Genomic DNA, 18,138 nt, shown 5'->3' on the forward strand with positions numbered 1-18,138 from the left:
GCTGTACGCCCGCCCGACAACAACACTGAAATACAACAAAGTGTCCCGCGCAGCGTCGCGTGAGGGCATCATTGGCGAAACGGGCACACTCCATTGATTTCTCGGCACCGGGCCTCACTGTCGCTAGCGACTTTGCTGCTGCTCTCTGAAGGAGCCGTTGCCGCCTGCCCGAATTCCGGTGTCCACCTGCCCGCCGGCAACCTGGAGCGGGCACTGATAACGCTGGGTCGCGAGTGCAAGTTCTCGGTATTGGTACAGACCTCCTCCGCCGCGAGCTATAACCTGCCGGAGAAAATCCTCGACAGCGAGAACGGTGAGTTCGAGCAGGCCCTGCAACAGTTACTGCGGGGTTCACCCTTTACCTATGAACGCGTTGGACCCAGTGCCGTCGCGGTACTGACCCGCCCCGCCGAAGCGGAAGACGATACTGAAGCCCTGCCGGCACACACCGAAGAAATCACCGTTACCGGCCAAAGTCTTACCGGCAGTCACCTGCGCCACCTGCAGCTGGACAGCTACGCCCCTATCGACGTACTGGCTCAGCCGGAACTGGAGATTACCGGCGCCCAGACGATTGCCGAACTGCTGAAATTCCTGCCTGCTGTTTCCGGCAACTCCACGAGCACCTCGGTCAGCAACGGTGGCGACGGCACCGCCACGGTGACACTGCGCGGCCTGCCCGCCAGCAATACCCTGGTGCTGATCAATGGTCGCCGAATCGTCAGCAATGGCTTTGGTGGCGAAGCTGCCGACCTGAATACAATCCCGCTTTCGGCCGTGGACCGCGTCGAGATCCTCAAGGATGGCGCCTCTGCCGTTTACGGTTCAGATGCCATTGCTGGAGTGGTCAACATTATCCTGCGCCGCGACTTCGAAGGGCTGTCCCTGAACAGTTATTACGGCCAGGCCCAGCGCGGTGATCAACAGACGGAATCCCACCACATCACCTGGGGCAAAAACGGCGAGCGCGGCCACCTGATGCTGAGCCTGGCCCACTACAGCCAGGGCGCCCTGATGAGCCGCGACCGTGAATTGTCCGCATCCGCCGACAATCGCCCCCGCGGCGGCACCGATCAGCGTTCTTCCGCATCCCCTGAAGGATTTATCGCCCTGGACGGGGGCGAGATTCTCACCAATGCCGAAAATGACGGTTACCGGCAGTGGTCTTCGGATGACCGTTACGACTACCGCGAATACACCTCAGCGGTAGTGCCGTCTCAGCGACACTCAGCCTACCTGGAAGGCAATCTGGACCTGGGCGAGAACACGCTCGCTTTCGTCGAGGCCATGGGCATCCGTACGTCTGCCAAGACCACGATGGCGCCGACGCCGGTTTTCACCCGCTTTGACAATGGCGACCTGACTATCGCCGCTGACAACGTCTACAACCCTTTCGGTGAAGAGGTCGTCGACGTGCGCAAACGAGTGCTGGAGCTCGGCCCGCGCATTCAGAAGAATCGCACTGAAACCTGGCGCCTTAACTCCGGCCTGAAAGGTATGTGGGACAGCTGGGAATGGGAACTGACTGCAGCCTTCCACTACACCCGCGCGTCCGAGAGCCTGAACAACCTGATCGACCCCCTGGCCCTGTCACGCAGCCTGAAAGGTCCGGAAATCTGCGACCCGAATACTGGCTGCGTCGCGACCGACCTGCTGGGGCCGAGCGGCAGTATCGATGCCGCTCAGCTCGACTTCATCCGCGGCGGAAGCGTGGTCGAAGGAACAACTCGCATGTCGTCGCTGACCTATATCGTCAACGGCCCCCTGGGAAGCAACTATGCCGGTGATGTGCTCGCCGCCGCGGGCGCGGAGTTCCGCCGGGAAACCATCGACTTTCGCTCCAATGACGCGGGCGGGCTTTCCTTTATCGGCGGACACGCTTCGGGTTCAGCCGAGGGCGATCGCGTTATCGGCGAGGCTTTCGCAGAAATATCTGTACCGCTGGCGGAAGACAGCCTGTGGCTCGACGGCGCGATGCGCTTTTCCGATTACAGTGATTTCGGTCATACCGCCAATCCCAAACTGGCACTTCGCTGGCGCCCATCACCGTCGATGATGGTGCGCGCGAGCTATGCAACCGGCTTCAAGGCGCCGACACTGATCGATATGAACCAGAGCGGCTACCAGAGCCAGGAGTATCTGTTCGATCCCTGCACGCGCAGTGACGCCAATACCCTGCCCGGCTGCCGCGGCCAGGCCGATGTCGCGCGAATTCAGTACCTGACGGAATTCGGCGGCAACCCGAACCTGCAACCGGAAACCTCGGATAACCGCTCGCTGGGCCTGGTATGGACACCACGACGCTTGCAGGGATTCAGTGCAACGCTGGACCTGTTCGATATCCGCCAGAACGACGTTATCGATACCAGCCCGCAATATCTGATCGATAAAAATGCTTATTCGGCCCTGTTTACCGACCGGGTACTGCGCGACGACAGTGGCGACATCACCAAAATCTTCGCGACGCGCCTGAATATCGGCGCGCGCGAGGTAAGCGGCTACGACCTGACACTGCGCTACGAACACAACTCCGCAGAGATCGGCCAGCTGCGCTGGTCGCTGAACGGCAGCCACATGCGGCACTACCTGAACCAGGCCGCACCGGGCTCACCCGAGGAAGACCTAGCCGGCACCTTTGTCGACGCAGCGAGTGGCGGTGCCGGGTCACTCCCTCAATGGAAAGCCAACACCGGCGTCTACTGGCACAAAGGACGCTGGGAAGGCGGCTATACCGTTCACTATGTCAGCGAATTGGAAGAATCCTTTACGCTCAATGAAAAGCGCGTGACGCGCAAAATTAACAGCTGGTCAAGCCACGACCTGCAACTCGCCTACGCACTCCCCCTGGGGCTCCGATTTGCCGTTGGCATCGACAACCTGCTCGACCGGGATCCTCCTTTTGCCGCCACCGCGTTTAACGACAATTTTGACGGCCGCACTTACGATCTCAGCGGCCGCTACTGGTATACCACGCTGGCGTATAATCTCTAAACGCGACTCGCCCGCGCAAAAAAACGTTAAATTTTCCCGCCATTCATTCGACTTTCACTGATCGCAAAGCGGTTGCTTTGCCGACACAAAATTCTCTTGCGCGCCACACTTACGCGAACAAACTGAAGTGCACAAACGTACCAATAGACGCCCAATTGTTCGCTCGATCCGTTGACTGATGAAAAAATGTTCTAGTGTTTTAGCAAGCCTCTGTTGATAGTAGTTTGCAGTTGTCAGGGAGGGCACTGCCGCATTCGGCGTTTTGAACCGGTATCAGGAGAGGTATACCATGGACAGATCCCGTCTATCCCGGGCAATTAAGGGCGCAATCGCTGCCACGGCCGTTTCCACCAGTTTTGCTACTTTGTCGTTTGCTCAGGAAGTGGAGGAAGTTGTCGTCACTGGTACACGCATTCAGCGCGCTACCGACGCCCAAAGTGCGACTCCGATCAGTGTATTTGACGCCGCCGCACTGGAAGCATCCGGCCAGACTACGCTGGAGGACTTCCTGCAGGAAGTGCCATCCATGACCGGTGGTCAATTGGGTTCAACGGTCAACAACGGCAACCCCGGCCTCGCAACCGTGTCACTGCGCGGCCTCGGCTCATCGCGAACCCTGGTCCTCATGAACGGACGGCGCCTGAGCTCCTCCGGCCCCTCCACCGGCGTGGTAGACCTGAACACCATCCCGACTACCGCGATTGAACGTGTCGAAATTCTCCGCGACGGCGCCTCCACCATTTACGGTTCCGACGCCATTGCCGGCGTTATCAACATCATCACCAAGAAAAATTTCGAAGGTGCGGAGGTCAGGTTTGACGCGGGCACCTCGCAGGAAAATGACGGCCAGGAATATCTCGCAGCCTGGACATTCGGTACTAGCGGGGACGACGGGCACGTAATGCTGAACGTGCAGTACACCAAGCGTCAGGATATTTTCCAGGGCGACCGCAAATTTTCCGATTGTCCCCTGTTCGAATCCGGCGATCAGGTATTGTGCGGCGGCAGTGGCACGACCACTCCCGCGCGATTCTTTATCCCCAGCGAAGATGCCGGCCTGATAGTCGATCCGATCACCGGAGATGTACGCCTCTTTGACACGGCCCGCGACGGATTCAATTTTGCCGAAGTCAGCTACCTAGTTACGCCGCAGGAAGTGGTGACCTTTTACGGCTATGGGCAACAACAACTCTGGGACTGGAAGGACTTTACGACCTTCGAAACCTTCGGCGAAATACTCTATGCCAACCGCCAGTCCGATCAGCTGCTGGCCGCGGAAGGCACCTTCTTCCAGCCGACCGCGCCCGCGAGCAACCCGGGCAATCCCACCGGTGAGGATGCGATTATCGCCAGGCGCCTTGCCGAGACCGGCGGCCGCTCGTTCAACCAGGACCTCAACATGTGGCGCGGCGTTGTCGGCTTCATGGGCGAATTCTGTAACGAGTGGACCTGGGATATTTCCTACAACTACGCCCGCTGGATCGACTCCCAGATAGATCGCGGCCGTGCCAACCCCGGCCGCTTCACCACTATCCTCGACCCGGACCTCTGTGCCGACGACGAAGAATGCTCCGCGGCAGCCGATGCGGCCGGCGCAACCGCATGGAATCCGTTTGTCTCCGGTACCTTCACCCAGCCCTGGCAGGACTATGCCCTGGTAACCAACTCGCCGGTGGAGAAAGCCACACTGAACAGCCTGCAAGCCAACATCGTCGGCGACTTCTATGGCTGGTCAATGCCCAACACCAGCGAAGCAGTCCAGTGGGCTGCAGGCTACGAACGTCGCCGGGAGCGCACCGAGACAACCGTGGACGGCGCTGCCGCCCTGGGACAGATTTACTTCGTCAGTGGCGTAAACTGGGGCGGTGCCTACGACGTGGATGAGGTTTATGGCGAGGTACGCCTGCCGATCATGGAAGGCTGCGACTGGGCCGATTTGCTCGCAGTGGAAGCCTCCTTCCGCTATTCCGACTACGACAATATTGGCAGCCACACTGTTTGGGCGGGTGTCGTCGACTGGGCACCCATAGAGCAACTGCGCTTCCGTGGCACCTACGCCGAGGGCTTCCGGGCGCCGGGACTGGACGACCTGTTCCTGCCGCCCACCCAGTCCGCAGAGACCTACACGGACCCCTGTGTGAACTGGGGCGGCAGCTCCGACCCGAACGTGCGGGCCAACTGCGCCGCCGACGGGCTGCCACCGGACTTCGAGCTGGGCAGCTCCCAGGCCACCGGCCTGTTCGGCGGCAACCCGGACCTGGACCCAGAGACATCCGAGAGCTGGACCTTCGGCATCGTCTGGACACCCACTTTCGTCGAGGACCTGAGCTTCACGATGGACTATTGGAGAATCAAGATTGAGGACGCCATCGGCACCTTCAATACCAATACCATCGTCAGCAATTGCTACACCAGCCCAAATTTCAGCTCGCCGTCGTGCGACCTGATCACCGGCGCCGGGGCTGTCGGTGTGGCACCGCTGCCCACCGCACCCACCCGCCGCGCCCGAGACTTCACTATCGCCGGCCAGCTGCTGAACGGCCAGAACATCTCTACCTTCGAGACCGATGGCGTGGATCTGGGCGCGGACTACAGCATGGAGCTGGGCCCGGGAACATTCACCTTCAGCGGCAGCGCCACTTGGCTGCATGAATGGAAGTTTCAGGCCAGTGAGTTCGAACCGGAGGTAGATCTGGCGGGCAAATTCGGCGTCGACCCGGTAACCACGCGGATCGCAGCCTTTCCCGAATGGAAGATCTACACCAGCTTCGACTATGAATACGACTGCTGGGGAGCCACCACTATCGTGCGGATGGAAGGCGACGTGGACGATGTGAATCCCCGCGACACCGACCTGGCCACCCACGTGGACACCACCTGGTATATGGATTTCAACTTCCGCTACTTCCGCTGGGAAGGCATCACCATCGCTGGAGGCATCCGCAATATGTGGAACCAGCAGCCGCCCTACGTCACCAACAACGATGACATGAACACACTGCCGCTGAGCTACGATACTGTCGGACGCTTCTATTACGGCAGCGTGACCTTCAAGTTCTGATCCCCTTCGCCCCGCCCTTCCGGGCGGGGCATCTTTCCCCACTCCCAGCCCACGATTGGTTATTTTTCAACCAAAACAACCTCCCCAACCTGACATTACGAAGAATTGGAAAAAAAGTTGCGATTTCTTTGAGGGATCCCTGCGCCCGCCCGTCATTACCTTTGTTGGGAGGGAAGTGGCCGCTTGGGGGTAGCCATTTCCACAATCGCCATTCAAGGCAAAAGACTATAAATCCAACGATCAAGAGAGGATTTACAATGAAAAAGAACCTCCTGTCTGTAGCTGTTAAAGGCGCTCTGGGCCTGACCGCAGCTGCAATCATGGTTCCGGCTATGCCCGCCTTCGCTCAGCAAGACGCGGAAATGGTGGAAGAGGTTGTAGTTACCGGTTCGCGTATTCAGCGCGACGCCAACGAAACAAGCGTTAGCCCGGTAACTTCTGTAAATGCGGAAGACTTCAAGGCAACTGGTGTTGTCCGTGTTGAAGATCTGCTCAACGACCTGCCGCAAGTAGCAGCCACTCAGACCGCAGGCCAGGCCAACGGCGCAACCGGTACTGCCACTGTGGACCTGCGTGGCCTGGGCGCCCAGCGCACCTTGGTGCTGATCGACGGTCGCCGCATGCCGGCTGGCTCTCCGATTGCTGGCGGCGGCTCTGCTGACCTGAACCAGATTCCGGGCGCACTGGTAGAACGAGTAGAAGTACTCACCGGCGGTGCATCCGCAGCTTACGGCTCCGACGCGATCGCTGGCGTTGTGAACTTCGTCATGATGGACGACTTCGAAGGCGTTCGCTTCGAAACCCAGACCAGCGTCTATCAGCACAACAACGACAACAGCGACATGCAGGATCTGGTTACTGGCAGCGGCTTTGACGTCGCCGATGGCAGCGTAACCGACGGCGAAATCAACGATTTCTCCATGATCATGGGTGCCAACCTGGACAGCGGCCGCGGTAACGTTACCGCCTACGCCAACTACCGTAAGATCGACGCTGTTCTGCAGTCCGACCGCGACTACAGCGGCTGTGCACTGGGCGTCAGGACTCCGCCGAAATCAACCGTTACCGGCGTTCCAACCTCTGCCGATCTGAGCGATCGCTGTGGCGGCTCCGCTACTATGCCCACAGGCCTGTTCACTCCTTTTGATGGCGCCAACTACTACACCGTTTCCGGTGATCAGTTCGTACCTTGGGATGGCAGCCTCTTCAACTACGGACCGCTGAACTACTTCCAGCGCCCGGATGAACGCTGGACTATGGGTGTATTCGGTCATTACGACATCAACGAAAACGCTACCGCCTACACTCAGCTGTCTTATGCTGACGACCGCACTGTTGCGCAGATCGCACCGTCCGGTAACTTCTTCGTTACCGACAGCATCAGCTGTGACAACCCGCTGCTGTCCGCGCAACAGCGCGACACCATCTGTGGTGGACTGGGCGCCGGCGAGAGTGTTCCCTATTACATCGGCCGTCGTAACGTAGAAGGCGGTCCGCGTCAGGACGACCTGCGTCACACCAGCTTCCGCGGCGTATTCGGTGTACGCGGCGACATCAATGAGACCTGGTCTTACGATGCCTACGCCCAGTACGCTGAAGTAAGCATGGAAGAGACCTATCTCAACGACATGTCCGGGACTCGCATCATCCGCGCACTGGATGTGGTTACCGATAACCGTTTGGACAGCGACGGTAATCCGCTCGCAGCATCTTACGGCCAGCCGGTATGTCAATCCGTCCTCGATGGATCCGATCCGACCTGTGTGCCCTGGAACATCTTCCAGGAAGGCGGCGTGACCCCGGAAGCCCTCGATTACCTGATTCTGCCGCTGTTCGCACGCGGTACTACTGAGCAGGAAATCTACTCTGCGTACGTAACCGGTGACCTCACTGACTACGGCGTGAAACTGCCGACCGCCGATAGCGGCGTCGCGGTAGTAATGGGTGCTGAAACTCGCCGCGAGGCGCTGAACTTCAGCCCCGACAGTGGCTTCCAGTCCGGCGACGGCGCAGGCCAGGGCGGCCCGACCAAGCCAGTCAGCGGCTCCCTGAGCGTGAAGGAATTCTTCACCGAAGCCAATATTCCGCTGGTAAGCGGCATGACTGGTGCCGAGTACGCTGGTCTGGAAGTAGCCTATCGCTACTCCGACTATGACACTGGCGTCACCACCGACACCTACAAGTTCGGTCTGGACTGGCAGCCGGTTTCCGACCTGCGCGTCCGCGCCAGCTTCCAGTCTGCCGTTCGTCACGCCAATATTCGTGAACTGTTCACCGGCCAGGGTATCGCCCTGTTTGACATGAGCAGCGATCCCTGTGGCGGCGCAGCACCTTCGGCAAGTTTGGAAGAATGTGCGCTGACCGGCGTAACTGCAGCTCAGTACGGCAGCATTCCGAACTCTCCGGCGGGCCAGTACAACTACCTGCAGGGCGGTAACCCCGACCTGGCTCCGGAAGAATCCGAAACTATTTCTGCCGGATTCGTATTCACTCCGAGCTTTGTTGAAGGCCTGAGCGTGAGCCTGGACTACTTCAATATCGAAGTGACCGAAGCCATTAGCTTCGTAGATCCGCAAACCATCATCAGTCAGTGCATGGCGACCGGCGATGCAGCCCTGTGTGGTGCGATCAACCGCGGGCCAAACGGCAACCTGTGGATTGGCGATGCAAACGTTGTTTCCACCAACACTAACATCGGTTTCTTCGAAACTTCCGGTATCGATATCAACGCCAATTACGGCTTTGATCTCGCTTCCATGGGCTCTGTGGACCTGAACTTCATCGCCACTTACCTGACCAAGTGGGATCAGCAGGAGATTCCGGGCGCTGAAGTGGAAGACTGCGTTGGCCAGTGGGGCGGTTCCTGTGGTACTCCTACCCCGGAATTCGTCAGCACCCTGCGCGCGACCTGGGCCACTCCGGTCGGTGTTGACGTGACCGCCGCCTGGCGTCACATCAGCGAAGCTAACGACCTCAACACCATCGGTGTTAAGGATGTTAACGACGTAGTCCACACTGTTGACGTGAACCAGGACTTCGATGCGATGAACTACCTCGATCTGTCTGCCGCTTGGGCAGCCAGCGAGACCGTAGTGATTCGCGGTGGTATCAGCAATGTTACCGACGAAGAGCCGCCGCTGACCGCGAATGCTGGTGCCGGCATCTACGGAAACGGCAACACCTTCCCGGGCGTCTACGACTCTCTGGGTCGCTATGCCTTCCTGGGCATGACTGTAGACTTCTAATTCTAAGTAGTTAGATTAGAATTTCAGTCAAGAAGCGCGGCGGAGTTTTCCGCCGCGCTTTTTTTATCCAGCAAAATTGTTACAAGGACACATCAAGGCGATATAGTTACCTGTAGCAATAGTCCCAACATTAGTGAAAGTAGCCAAATCTGGACAAGTAATGCGAGAAGATCAGCCGGTAGTCGTAGAAAAGCTGTTTCAGAGCGCACACCGAGCTATGTCACAGAATCAGCCCCTAGTCGCGCGACATCACTTGGAACAGGCGCTTGCGATCGATTCCAAACAGGCAAAAATATGGCATCTCTTAGCAGATTCCCACCTCGCGACTCAAGACCTAGCCGGTGGTATCTCCATACTAGAAACTGCGCTGTGCCGCCACAACTTCACACCCGTAGAGCGAATTTCCCTCCAGATTCACCTTGCCAGCCTCTATATCAGGGCCGACGACCTAGGCGCAGCCTCCCAATGCATTGACCTAAAAGCGGTCATAAATCTGAAGAATCCCACACTGGCTGCACGGGCTGGCTATCTATTGGCAATATGTGAGGAGCACAGCGCTGCTCTGGCGGCTTTCGAAACCGCACTACCGTTACAGCCGAAGGACACTGAACTTCTGTTTAATACTGCTTCGACAAACCGGGCGATGGGCAACCTGGAAACTGCAGAATCAATGTACAACCGGGCCCTGAAATTAGCTCCAGACAACTATCCTGCCTACTGGCTGAGATCGACCCTCAGAAAACAGACAGAAGAAAGCAACCATATCCCCGAACTCGAAGTACTCGCATCAGCAAGTGCTACCCCTGCTGAAGGAAAAGTTCACCTGTACTACGCTCTAGCAAAAGAGCTGGAAGACCTGAAGCTGTATGAAGAAAGCTTTTCAGCCTTAATCAAAGGAGCCGAACTTAAAAAAAATTCCCTCGGATACAGCGTTGAACCTGACCTTATTGCAGTTGAGGAAATCCGTAAGACTTACAGCCCTGATACGATAGCCGACAAAGTAAATTCAAGTAATCAGAACGGGGAGGGCCTTATCTTTATTTTGGGTATGCCCAGAACTGGCTCCACCCTTGTTGACAGGATTCTCTCTTCCAACGAACAAGTAGACTCCGCGGGCGAACCAGACACCTTCGCCCAGATTTTTTACCGCGCAGCCATGCAGACCGCCCGTATCCGCGACTTCATCAGCGATTCGCAATTGCGCGCAATCCGCGGAAGCATCCAACTCGATTTTGAAAAAATTGGGCAGGATTATCAGCAAAAGCTCACATCAAGGGCAAAACAGAAAAACAGTCGCTATATTATTGACAAAAATCCAAGTAATTTCCTGTATCTTGGAGCAATCAAACTCGCACTACCTCACGCCAAAATAATACATATCAAGCGCAACCCAATGGACACGTGTTATGCGATTTTTAAAACACTGTTTAAGAATGGACACCCATACTCCTATGATTTACATGATCTCGCAGCATATTATTCCGCGTACGATCAACTAATGAACCACTGGAAGTCCATATTTGGCGCTGGCTACTTTGAGTTGAACTACGAAGATCTCGTCACTACTCCGGTGGAGACCTCCAAGGCGCTGATGCAGTATTGCGATCTAAACTGGTCTGAAAACTGCCTGGAGTTTCACAAGAATCGCGTGAAAGGCACTGCAACGGCAAGCGCTGCACAGGTGAGACAACCCATATACAGAAACTCACTGGAATTGTGGAAAAACTGTGAGAAGGGTTTGACGCCACTCAGGAGTCTATTGAAAGAAAAAGGGCTGATTTGACACCCGCAATGACGGCAATGCCGCTCACAGATACTTCTGCAGCGGCTCCAGATATTTTTCGTAATTCTTATGACGGCCTGAGGACTTCTTGTAAAGCGGCTTCCTGACCTGCCAAATGCTTGCAGTTTTTACCGAACCTTCGCCGCCGGTGAAATCCAGACAGGAATCCTCCCACTCGAGCCCTATGAATTCCAAAAGTCTTTCTAGATTCCCCCTGGGAGAACTCACAAAACTTTCATAATTCACCTCTTCGATAGAACTCGGAAACAGCGATTTCCAGTATTCCATCAGGCGAACATGTTGCTGGTAGTAATGTCCTATCGAGTCCAAGTCAACAGAATAGTTCATCGCATCCCCAAGCTGTTGAAAATAAATAGACAGGCAGTTATCCAGCAACTCTCTTCTTGTCCAAATGATTTTCGCAGCGGGGAATAAACTTTTGATCAATCCGACATGCAAAAAATTATCGGGCCGCTTGTCGGTCAAGTACTCCGGGCTGCCGAGCCTCTCCCGCAAAAACCGTCGGTATTCCCGAGCGGCGTTTTGGAAATATTCAACCTCCATCTTCCTCAGCGATCGCGGGTACCCACCACCAATCTGACGGACCAGCTGAGGGAAATATTCCAACTCACCACCAGCAGTTATCCGAGAGTGCCTACCAAGGAACTTTTCCAGTAATGTAGACCCTGACCGCAACATGCCGCAAATAAATATTGGGGTAAAATCAGTATTTTCAGAATGCGCGGAAGAGAACCAATTACTGGAAAAAGTCTCCATCAGTTCGGTTATGAATTTCTCTTGAAGATCCTTACGGTATTCGATAAATCTCGCGCGACCAATGTTATTCGCCGAATAATAAGCCTGAAACGCCTCCTCATAGCTAGCGCAATCATCCAGCACTTTCCCCAGCGCAAACCACAACTCTTCGCGCTCAAGCGGTGGAACCGAACTGTGTTGTAAAGCGGACTTTAGCTGCCTGATTATAGGATCATCTCGGCTCGTAACGTCGCCCAAATATGCCAAACGGCAAAGGGCCGGATAATAATCGTTCTGCTGCGCCAGCACATGGCGGTATAGAGACTCTGCTTTTTCCTTATGCCCGCGCTCCTCTTCCAAACCTGCACGATTGAATAGTGCAGGAGTGTAATTTGGATTTATGGTGAGTGCCCGCTCAAAACATTCCTCAGCTCGCTGCGGTTCGTTCAGCTCTGAATATACCAATGCAAGATTATTGAAAACCTCGTCTTGCCCACTGATTCCACGACTGATTGCTTCTTCATAGGCCTTTGCTGATTCGACCAACCTGCCAAGCTTTCTTAGCTGCAGAGCCAAGTTATACAGGCAATTAGGCAAATCTGGATTTAGGGACAGCGCCTGCTGGTAGGCACTCACACCTTCCTCCGGCAAACCCGCCGATATGCAAACAGATGCCAGCTTGATGACATAGTCAACACAAGTGGGATTAAGCCTCACTAAATCTTTCAGGATTTGGACGGCTTTTATTGTTTGCCCACTTCTCAAGTACAGCTGGCAAACTTCTGTGAGCACCTTTTCCCGCTCCAGACCGGAATTAAGCAGGGTGAGATATAGCTGTTCAGCTTCGGAGAAATGCGATGCGGCATATGCACTACGAGCACGCCGCAAAGTATCTACAAAGTTCGACCGATCTATCATTGCTCCAACCAAACAAGTCCGTAGATGAAAAATTATGGGATTGCAAACGATTAACCTAGACCACCTATTCAGGGTGCTTTTCACCTATCTATTGAATTAATTCAGGAAAGAACTCAACTCACCGCGGAGCGTTACGTTTGAATGCATCTCAGGAATAGCCTCGGGGGAGGAAGGGGAATCAACTCGAAACCAAACACTTCTCAAATAAAAATTGGATCGAAGCCAAACCAGCGCTTCAATACCAAATACTGACATTTGCCGCCTCTGAAGCCCAAACATAGTAAAAACCGAATATTTAGGAATCAGCCCTTCATCACAGGAGCCACCATGCAGCTTCAAATATATAGCCCCGACTTTGCATACCCTTCTAAATCTAGTGAATGCCTGATATCAGCCAGCTCATTATTGAATATAGACAGAACACTCATGACTTGTGACACAGCCATTTTTACTAAAAGCGGCTTTCGGTCCCGGCACTACAATCAACCATCAAAACCGCTTCTTTCTTAAGACATTACCGTTCAGTCATTTTTCATTTTACTGCGCGTATTTTTATCAAGCCCCTTTTTACTTTCGTACGCCATATTCTCCCACTCTTCGGCAGTCATGCAGGTCTTTTGCTTAAAGCGAGACCCTGTAATTGCGCGCACCTTGCAAATCTTGCCATCTTCCTCATTGGCAACCAGGCTGGCCGTTCCAGAACTCTGGGCCACGGGTGAAACAGGTTGTTCTTCACTCGCGCCCGATGTACAACCAGCTAACACACTGCAACTAAGCGCCAATGCCAAAAAGAATTTGATTTTCATATCGATACCCTTATATCAAAAAAACGACTTTAACAATCTTCCCTTTCAAGAAGCCGTAAAGCATTTTACCGCGCCAAATTATTTACGACCACCGGCAAATACAAAACACCTTTGACAAAGGTTCCCCCAACAAACGAACAAACACGTATTTCTCTTTCCAGACGAGCAGCCAGCTCTACCACACAACAGGAAGGAAGGGACGCCACAACCGCTATCACGAAGTTCTACCGCGGATACGCTAACTTGGCCGTAAAAGCTACCCTCCCCGTTTTCGGTCGCCTATCGATGAATCGCTCCAATACTCCATGCATACAAATGGAGATCTCAATAGACGTCGCTATGTTTGGCGCTGCAATGAGCTCGACAGCATCGCTGGGCACCACGCCATGACTACTGTCTATATCGGCCATGCCCAGATAAGAGCTACTGATGGGGATGACTGGAACAAGGCTTGCCAAAATCCACGCGCGGCGATGCGGCGTTGTCCACCGCAACCAAAAGCATCACCGGCTTTAACACTCCTACTGTATGCCCCAGCACGCGCGCCAATCTAGATCGGGCCCGGCATCAGGATTATTCCTCTTTATCGGTGATCGGATTATAAAGAAGAATGTGCCTCAAGTGCTTGTAGTGTCGGCAATTTGAGGGCTTAAATATACAGGCTTAAGTGCACCTAATTTTCTCACAGCAGTGCCGCGGTAAGGTACGACTAAAATCTATGCAGTCACACCGTGGCTTGCACACCAAATCAGCACCGAAATTCGATTTATCATGGACATTTGATGGATACACTAACCGCCTTCCTGACCCTCTTATTCGTCATGGACCCACTGGGCAACATCCCAGTTTTCCTCGCCGCGCTGAAGAACGTCCCGCAACGCCGGCAACTCTACGTCATCATGCGCGAACTGATCTTCGCGCTCATCGTGCTGCTGGTCTTCCTCTATGGCGGGCGCTACGTGCTGGCCTGGCTTGGGTTATCGCAGGAAGCCATACGCATTGCCGGTGCCATCATTCTGTTTTTGATCTCACTGCGCATGGTCTTCCCCACCGAGGGAGGCATCATGGGCGAGCGCCTGGAAGGAGAGCCATTCTTTGTGCCACTGGCAGTACCCTTGGTTGCCGGCCCCTCTACGATGGCCATCCTGATGCTGATGACAAACAGCGAGGGGGAGCAATTACTGGACTGGACGCTGGCCCTGTTGGGCGCCTGGGGTGTCTCTTCTGTAATACTGCTGGCGTCAGCGCCGCTGGCCCGATTGTTGGGGACCCGGGGCCTGATCGCTGTCGAGCGACTGATGGGAATGGTGCTGGTAATGCTGTCAGTTCAGCTATTTCTCGATGGGATGAAACAGAGCCTCGCCTAACGCCCTCCACTCTACAGCCTCCCTTGCAGGTAAGGGGGGCTGCTTATTTTTTAACCACCCAACACTCTTCACACCTCCAAGAAACTCCCTTCCCGACTCCATTGATCACTTTTCAACCAACAATCGCGAATTACTTGCAAACTTTACATTTAATATTCGCATACTCTTAAAGCATCAATTGAAATAAAAATATCATTTAAATTTTGCCTCAATAGGATGCACATATTTTCGCGCGATTATAAATAAACCATTAAGATCAAAATATAAACAGCAATTCGACCTGCTCAACGACGCCGCAATGTCACGATAGTTCCATAATGCTATTTGATGCATTAAAGTCAGCTCGCGCATTAAATGCTACAAGCTAATAAACGCATTATAAGTACCCTAAGTACATAAAAGGATGCATTATGATCAAGACCAAATTGAGCGTTGCCATTGCAGCTCTGGGCACTATCGCCAGCACTGGCGCCCTGGCCCAGGACGCAGTTCCCGGACCGGCAGTTGAAGAAGTAGTTGTTACCGGTTCGCGTATTGCCCGCGACCCTCTGTCTACTACAGGCCCTATTACTATTGTTGACTCCGAAGCGATCCAGCGCTCCGGTGTCGGCACCATCGACGAGCTGCTGAACCAGCTGCCGTCCATGGGTACCACCGGCATCAACGCCAACGACAACAACGGCGGTGCCGGCCTGTCTTTCGTGGACCTGCGCAACCTGGGCGCCGAGCGTACCCTGGTGCTGGTCAACGGTCGCCGCTTTGTATCCTCCAGCTCCGGCGTTGGTTCCGCGGTAGATATGAACAATATCCCGGTTGATATGATCGACCGTATCGAAGTGCTGACCGACGGCGCTTCCGCGGTATACGGCTCCGACGCCGTTGCCGGTGTTATCAACATCGTAATGAAGAAGTCCGTTGACGGCGTTCGTGTCAGCGCCCGCGCCGGCAGCAGCGAAAACGGCGGCGGCGAGAACGGCGAGTTCTCCATCACTTTCGGCAGTGAAGGTGAGCGCGGCAGCTTTATCGGCAATATCAGCCACGCACAGCGCGACGAAGTCACCTACAACGACCGCGATTGGGCCGGCCTGAACAGTTCCATGGGCCCCAACGGCAATATCTTCACCAACTACGGCAGCTTTACCGTTGGCGAAGACGGCAAGTCCCTGACTTCCGGCTACACCCCGTACAACATCGGTCAGCACATGTGGCTGGCTGGCTCCATGGAGCGCACCGCGGCGACCGTGAATGGCACCTTCTCCATTACCGATTCGGTAGAAGCCTACGGCGAAGCGAGCTACACGCAGAAGACCACCAACCAGCAGCTGGCCGCACAGCCGATGTACGCCGGTAACGGCCTGGCGCTGACCCCGGACCATATGCCGGCTGAAGTCCAGCAGCAGCTGCAGGATTCCTGGCAGGCAGCGGAAGACGCCTACCAGATCGAACTGGCCGCCTACAACGCCGCCTACGCCCAGTGGCAAGCCCAGGGCAGCCCGGCAGGTCTGGAGCCCAAAGAACCTTCAGCCGCTCACGGCACCGCCTGGGACGACGCAGGCGCCTTCGATGTACGCCTGCGTCCGGTCGACGGCGGCACTCGCGACTACGAGCAGACCACCGATACCTACCGCCTCATCGGCGGCCTGCGCGGTGACCTGGCCAATGGCTGGGGCTGGGATACCTTCCTGAGCTATGGCAAGAACGAAGGCGAGAACAGCATCACCAACTCGTACAACAAGGCCCGTCTGCAGGAAGTCCTGGACGGCACCTCCCCGATCGCCAACCCGCAGTTCCTCGGCGGCATCGGTGCGGACGTGATCGACTACATCCGCTACGACGACAAGGAAGACAACGAGTACGAACTGGTTAACTTCGGCGCCAGCCTGACCGGCGACATCGAAGCCATCCAGTTCCAGGGCGGCGCCCTCGGCTTCGCCACCGGTGTCGAGTACCGCGAAGAGTCCGGCGAGTTCAACCCGAGCGCCGAAACCCAGAGCGGCGACACCTTCGGCAACAAGCAGGACGCCACTGCCGGCGAGTATTCCGTGACCGAAGTATTTGCGGAATTCAACCTGCCGATCCTGGCCGGTGCCAAGTACGCGGAAGAGCTGTCTGCGGATATCGCGGTGCGTTACTCCGACTTCGACACCTTCGGCGGCCAGAGCACTGGCAAGATCGGCCTGGTTTACGCGCCGACCGAAGACATTCGCTTCCGCACCAGCCTGTCCACCGCGTTCCGCGCACCGGGCATCTATGAGCTGTTCAGCGGCGCCGCGCAGAGCTACGAGTACCTGATCGACCCCTGTGATAATGGCACCACCAACACCACTGGCGTAGGTTCTAACTGTCAGACGGAAATCGTTCAGTCTGGCAACCAGGTTCCGACCAATATTGGCGGCAACCCGGATCTGCAGCCGGAAGAAGCGACAACCTTCACTGCCGGCGTAGTGTGGACTCCGTCCTTCGCCGAAGATCTGTCCATCACCCTGGACTACTACGAGATCGAAGTGGAAGACGCGATCACCTCACCGGACCTGCAGCGCATCCTGGATGACTGCTACCGCGGTGGTATCGCGGCCGCCTGTGACCGCGTAGTGCGCAACAACAATGGCGCTGGCCAGATCATCGCCCTGGAAGGTGCACTGATGAACATCGGTGAAATCAACACCAAGGGTGTGGACATCGATGTGGTGCAGAACTTCCACTACGACGCCGGCCAGCTGGCCGTGCGCGCTCAGGCCACCCGCCTGCTCGAGTACGAGGAGTTCAACTCCCAGACCGGGCAGACCACCGATAAGCTGGACTATATCGGCACCTCCAACGAGGCCTACGTCAAGTGGCGCGGCCTGGCCAGTGCTACCTGGTATGCCGCTAACTGGGATCTGGGTGCGGAAGTCCAGCACCTGAGCGATGGTAAGAGCCCTTACCTGCGCCTGCCTTCACACACCTACCTGAACCTGCGTGCGGGTTGGGATGTGAACGACGCCACGCGCCTGACTGCGGGTATCGACAATGTGACCGACCGCGAGCCGGCAACCACCTCTGGTTCCGACTGGAACGGCACTTACGACTTCATGGGCCGTTACGCCTGGGCTGGTGTTAGCTACCAGTTCTAAGTGATGACTCAAGTAGTCGAAATGAGAAGGGGCGCCTCGGCGCCCCTTTTTTATTCTTGGTATCGCCTGCAGGGCAGGCTCCCACATCAGTAGCTGAT

Annotated in this window: 8 protein-coding genes; 6 read left to right on the forward strand and 2 right to left on the reverse strand. The window is 55.7% G+C overall.

What is annotated here, in order from left to right; translation table 11 throughout:
• Positions 1-132 precede the first annotated feature (132 nt).
• The 4 genes from BUC36_RS11275 to BUC36_RS11290 all read left to right on the forward strand — a co-directional run bounded on the left by BUC36_RS11275 (position 133) and on the right by BUC36_RS11290 (position 11,080).
• Positions 133-2,991: a TonB-dependent receptor gene (locus tag BUC36_RS11275; protein WP_234994970.1), complete on the forward strand. Its 2,859-nt coding sequence runs from the start codon at positions 133-135 to the stop codon at positions 2,989-2,991.
• Between the two features lie 289 nt (positions 2,992-3,280).
• Positions 3,281-6,052: a TonB-dependent receptor plug domain-containing protein gene (locus tag BUC36_RS11280; RefSeq protein WP_073275185.1), complete on the forward strand. Its 2,772-nt coding sequence runs from the start codon at positions 3,281-3,283 to the stop codon at positions 6,050-6,052.
• A gap of 257 nt (positions 6,053-6,309) precedes the next feature.
• Entirely contained in the window at positions 6,310-9,297 is a 2,988-nt protein-coding gene (locus tag BUC36_RS11285; protein WP_073275187.1) for a TonB-dependent receptor domain-containing protein, read from the forward strand.
• 160 nt (positions 9,298-9,457) lie between these two features.
• Positions 9,458-11,080, forward strand: a complete 1,623-nt coding sequence (locus BUC36_RS11290; protein WP_084535931.1) for a tetratricopeptide repeat-containing sulfotransferase family protein — start codon at positions 9,458-9,460, stop codon at positions 11,078-11,080.
• Positions 11,081-11,104: 24 nt separating this feature from the next.
• Here the strand turns inward: BUC36_RS11290 and BUC36_RS11295 are convergent, their stop codons facing one another.
• Together BUC36_RS11295 and BUC36_RS11300 are read right to left on the reverse strand one after the other, a co-directional pair.
• On the reverse strand, positions 11,105-12,754 hold the full coding sequence (locus BUC36_RS11295) for a tetratricopeptide repeat-containing sulfotransferase family protein (protein ID WP_084535933.1): 1,650 nt from the start codon (positions 12,752-12,754) through the stop codon (positions 11,105-11,107).
• 521 nt (positions 12,755-13,275) lie between these two features.
• Complete coding sequence (locus tag BUC36_RS11300; RefSeq protein WP_143186961.1) at positions 13,276-13,560, reverse strand: hypothetical protein; 285 nt, start codon at positions 13,558-13,560, stop codon at positions 13,276-13,278.
• 782 nt (positions 13,561-14,342) lie between these two features.
• On the opposite strand from BUC36_RS11300, the gene BUC36_RS11305 reads away from it, so the two are divergent.
• Together BUC36_RS11305 and BUC36_RS11310 are read left to right on the forward strand one after the other, a co-directional pair.
• Complete coding sequence (locus BUC36_RS11305) at positions 14,343-14,927, forward strand: MarC family protein (protein WP_073275196.1); 585 nt, start codon at positions 14,343-14,345, stop codon at positions 14,925-14,927.
• A 410-nt stretch (positions 14,928-15,337) separates the two neighbouring features.
• Positions 15,338-18,040 carry a TonB-dependent receptor plug domain-containing protein gene (locus BUC36_RS11310; protein WP_073275198.1) on the forward strand — a complete coding sequence of 901 codons (2,703 nt, stop codon included), beginning with the start codon at positions 15,338-15,340 and terminating at the stop codon, positions 18,038-18,040.
• Positions 18,041-18,138: the final 98 nt, after the last annotated feature.

Source organism: Microbulbifer donghaiensis (assembly GCF_900129095.1).
In the GTDB taxonomy this organism is placed as follows: domain Bacteria; phylum Pseudomonadota; class Gammaproteobacteria; order Pseudomonadales; family Cellvibrionaceae; genus Microbulbifer; species Microbulbifer donghaiensis.